Annotated in this window: 3 protein-coding genes; all 3 read left to right on the forward strand. The window is 68.7% G+C overall.

What is annotated here, in order from left to right; translation table 11 throughout:
* Positions 1-249 precede the first annotated feature (249 nt).
* A complete protein-coding gene (gene plsY, locus Q7T84_RS07180; RefSeq protein WP_304807172.1) occupies positions 250-897 on the forward strand; it encodes a glycerol-3-phosphate 1-O-acyltransferase PlsY in 648 nt (215 codons plus the stop codon).
* The gene (gene dprA / locus Q7T84_RS07185; RefSeq protein ID WP_304807174.1) at positions 894-1,988 is read left to right on the forward strand and encodes a DNA-processing protein DprA; all 1,095 of its coding nucleotides are present in this window, start codon (positions 894-896) and stop codon (positions 1,986-1,988) included. Before plsY ends, dprA begins: the two co-directional genes overlap by 4 nt.
* A 149-nt stretch (positions 1,989-2,137) precedes the next feature.
* Positions 2,138-3,297, forward strand: a 1,160-nt coding sequence (gene topA, locus Q7T84_RS07190; RefSeq protein ID WP_304807177.1) for a type I DNA topoisomerase, incomplete at its 3' end; no start/stop codon positions are given.

Here is a 3,297-nt window from a genome sequence, read left to right on the forward strand (position 1 = left end):
CTAGGCGCATCGCCAGCTGGCGGCGTTCTCGGGCCGTCAGCGCACCGTCTTGCGAGCCGTCCGCATCTTCGTCAGCCTTAGCCTGGGATTGGGCCACTCTTAAGTTGGCCCGACACCTATGCGGAGGCCGTCAACGACATCAAGAACAATTGACGAACACTCACCTTCTCTAGAAGCTTGGCCTTGACGCTGGGCGGATGACGGCGCGCGCGAGCGCGGCTACCACTGCGCCAACGAGAGGGAACGTCGATGTTTGATTCACTCAGCCCCATGCTGATCGCCGCCGCCGTGATCGGCGGCTATCTGCTGGGCTCGATCCCCTTTGGCCTGATCGCCGCCAAGCTGGGCGGCCAGGGGGACATCCGCTCCATCGGTTCGGGCAATATCGGCGCGACCAATGTCCTGCGCACCGGCCGCAAGGACTTGGCGCTGATCACCCTGCTCGGCGACGGCGGCAAGGGCGCGGTGGCGGTGTTCATCGCCTGGCTGCTGACCCGCAACGCCGGATCGCAGGCTCAGGCGCAGTTGACGGCCCTGGCCGGCGGCTCGGCGTTCCTGGGCCATCTGTTCCCGGTCTGGCTGGGCTTCAAGGGCGGCAAGGGCGTGGCGACCTTCTTCGGCACCCTGCTGGCCGCCGCCTGGCCGGTGGGCATGGCGGCGGGGGCGATCTGGATCGCCATGTTCTTTGCTTTCCGGCTGTCGTCGCTGGCGGGCCTGACCGCCGCGGCCCTGGCGCCGATCCTGGCGCTGTTCGTGTTCGACCGCCCCTACCCCATCGCGGCCATGGCGCTGTTCATGGCGGTGCTGATCTTCATCCGCCACAAGGACAATATCGGCCGGCTGCTGAAGGGCGAGGAGCCCCGCAGCGGTACGGGCAAGAAAAAAGACCCTGCGTGATCCGCACGCTCACGGAGGCGGGACGCCGCGACTGGCTACGGCTGGCGCGGACCGAGAACGTCGGCCCGGTCACCTTCGCTCAGCTCATCGACCGCTACGGCGAGGCCTCCATCGCGCTCGCCGCCCTGCCCGACCTGGCGCGGCGCGGCGGGCGGGTTTCGCCGCTGGGCGTGCCGCCGCCAGGCGAGATCACCCGCGAGCTTGAGGCCGGGGCGGCGCTGGGCGGCCGGCTGATCGCGTCCTGCGAGGCCGACTTTCCAGGCCCGTTGGCCGCGCTCGATCCGCCGCCGCCGGTGATCTGGGCGCTTGGCGACACTTCTCTGCTGAGCCGTCCGAGCGTCGCGGTCGTCGGGGCGCGGGTCGCCTCGGCCGGAGGGCAGCGGTTCGCGCGCGGCCTGGCGGTCGATCTTGGCGCGGCCGGATATGTCGTCGTCTCGGGCCTGGCGCGCGGCGTCGACGGGGCGGCGCATGAGGGCGCGCTGGCGACCGGTACCATCGCCGTCCTGGGCGGCGGCGTCGACGACATCTATCCCCGCGAGCACCGCGACCTCTATGAGCGCATCGTCGCGAGCGGCTGTATTGTTTCGGAAAACGCCCCAGGGCGCACGGCGACGGCCAAGGACTTCCCCCGCCGCAACCGCATCATCTCGGGCCTGTCGCGGGCGGTGGTGGTGGTCGAGGCCGAGCTGCGCTCCGGCTCGCTGATCACCGCCCGCCTCGCCGCCGAGCAGGGCCGCGAGGTCCTGGCCGTTCCCGGCTCGCCGCTCGATCCGCGCGCGCGGGGAACCAACGACCTGATCCGCCAGGGCGCGGCGCTATGCGAAGGCGTGGACGACGTGCTGCGCGCGCTGGAGGGCTTTGGCGGTTTGCGCGAACGCGAGCACCCCTTCGTCCCGCCGCCCATTCCAGACACCGAGGTCGACGCCGTGCGCGAACGCGTCGCGGCGCTGCTGTCGCCCACCCCGGTCTCTCGCGATGAGTTGGTCAGGGCCGCCGGGGCGCCCGCTCCGGTGGTTTTCGCCGCCCTGGTCGAGTTGACGCTGGCGGGCCGCGCAGAATTGGCGCCGGGCGGTTTAGTCGCGGGGCTCTAAAGAGCCCCGGCGCTGGAGACGAGACGCCCATTAAAACGAGCGCCTTGCCTAAATCCTCCGGCTGGTTGACACAGCCTAGGCGCCTCCCTCACTTTTCGCGCCCTTGAATTTCGGGCCTCCTGCCCGGGACGCCCCTATATAGAGCGCCCATGAACCTCGTCGTCGTCGAAAGCCCGGCTAAGGCTAAGACCATCAATAAGTACCTCGGCTCGGACTATACGGTCCTGGCCTCGTACGGCCATGTGCGCGATCTGCCGGCCAAGGATGGTTCGGTGAGGCCCGATGAGGACTTCGCCATGAGCTGGGACGTGGACGCCAAGTCCGCCAAGCGTCTCAGCGACATCGCCGAAGCCGCCAAGAAGTCCGACCGCATCATTCTGGCCACCGACCCCGACCGTGAAGGGGAAGCGATCTCCTGGCACGTCCTGGAGGTGCTGCAGAAGAAGAAGGTCCTGAAGGACAAGAAGATCGAGCGGGTGGTGTTCAACGCCATCACCAAGTCGGCCGTCACCGAGGCGATGAAGAATCCCCGGGACATCGACATGGAGCTGGTCGACGCCTATCTGGCGCGCCGGGCCCTGGACTATCTGGTCGGCTTCACCCTCTCGCCGGTGCTGTGGCGCAAGCTGCCGGGCTCGCGCTCGGCGGGCCGCGTGCAGTCGGTCGCCCTGCGCCTGGTCGTCGATCGCGAGATCGAGATCGAGAAGTTCAAGACCCAGGAATACTGGACCGTCGAGGCCGACGTCTCGGCCGGCGGCGATCCCTTCCTGGCCCGCATGGTCAAGCATGACGGCAAGCGCCTGACCAAGTTCGACCTGGGGAACGAGGGCTCGGCCCACGCCGCCCAGGCCGCGGTGAAGGCCGCCAGCTTCACGATCGCCGCGGTCGAGAAGAAGCCCGGCCGGCGCTCGCCCGCCCCGCCCTTCACCACCTCGACCCTGCAGCAGGAAGCCTCGCGCAAGCTCGGCTTCTCGGCCCAGCGCACGATGCAGGCGGCCCAGAAGCTGTACGAAGGCATCGACATCGGCGGCGAGACCGTCGGTCTGATCACCTATATGCGTACCGACGGCGTGCAGGTCGCGCCCGAGGCCATCGATGAGGCGCGTCAGGTTATCGCCGGCGTCTATGGCAAGGAATATGTCCCCGAGGCCCCTCGGATCTACAAGACCAAGGCCAAGAACGCCCAGGAGGCCCACGAAGCCATCCGGCCGACCGGCCTGGCCCGCAATCCCGGCTCGCTGCGCCTGGAGAGCGACCTTGGCCGGCTCTATGAGCTGATCTGGAAGCGGATGATCGCCTCGCAGATGGA

This window comes from Phenylobacterium sp., assembly GCF_030654915.1.
In the GTDB taxonomy this organism is placed as follows: Bacteria; Pseudomonadota; Alphaproteobacteria; order Caulobacterales; family Caulobacteraceae; genus Phenylobacterium.

What these genes read in the sequence shown, in the direction of transcription:
- plsY (WP_304807172.1), top strand. Translation starts at nt 250, where the DNA reads ATGTTTGATTCACTCAGCCCCATGCTGATCGCCGCCGCCGTGATCGGC.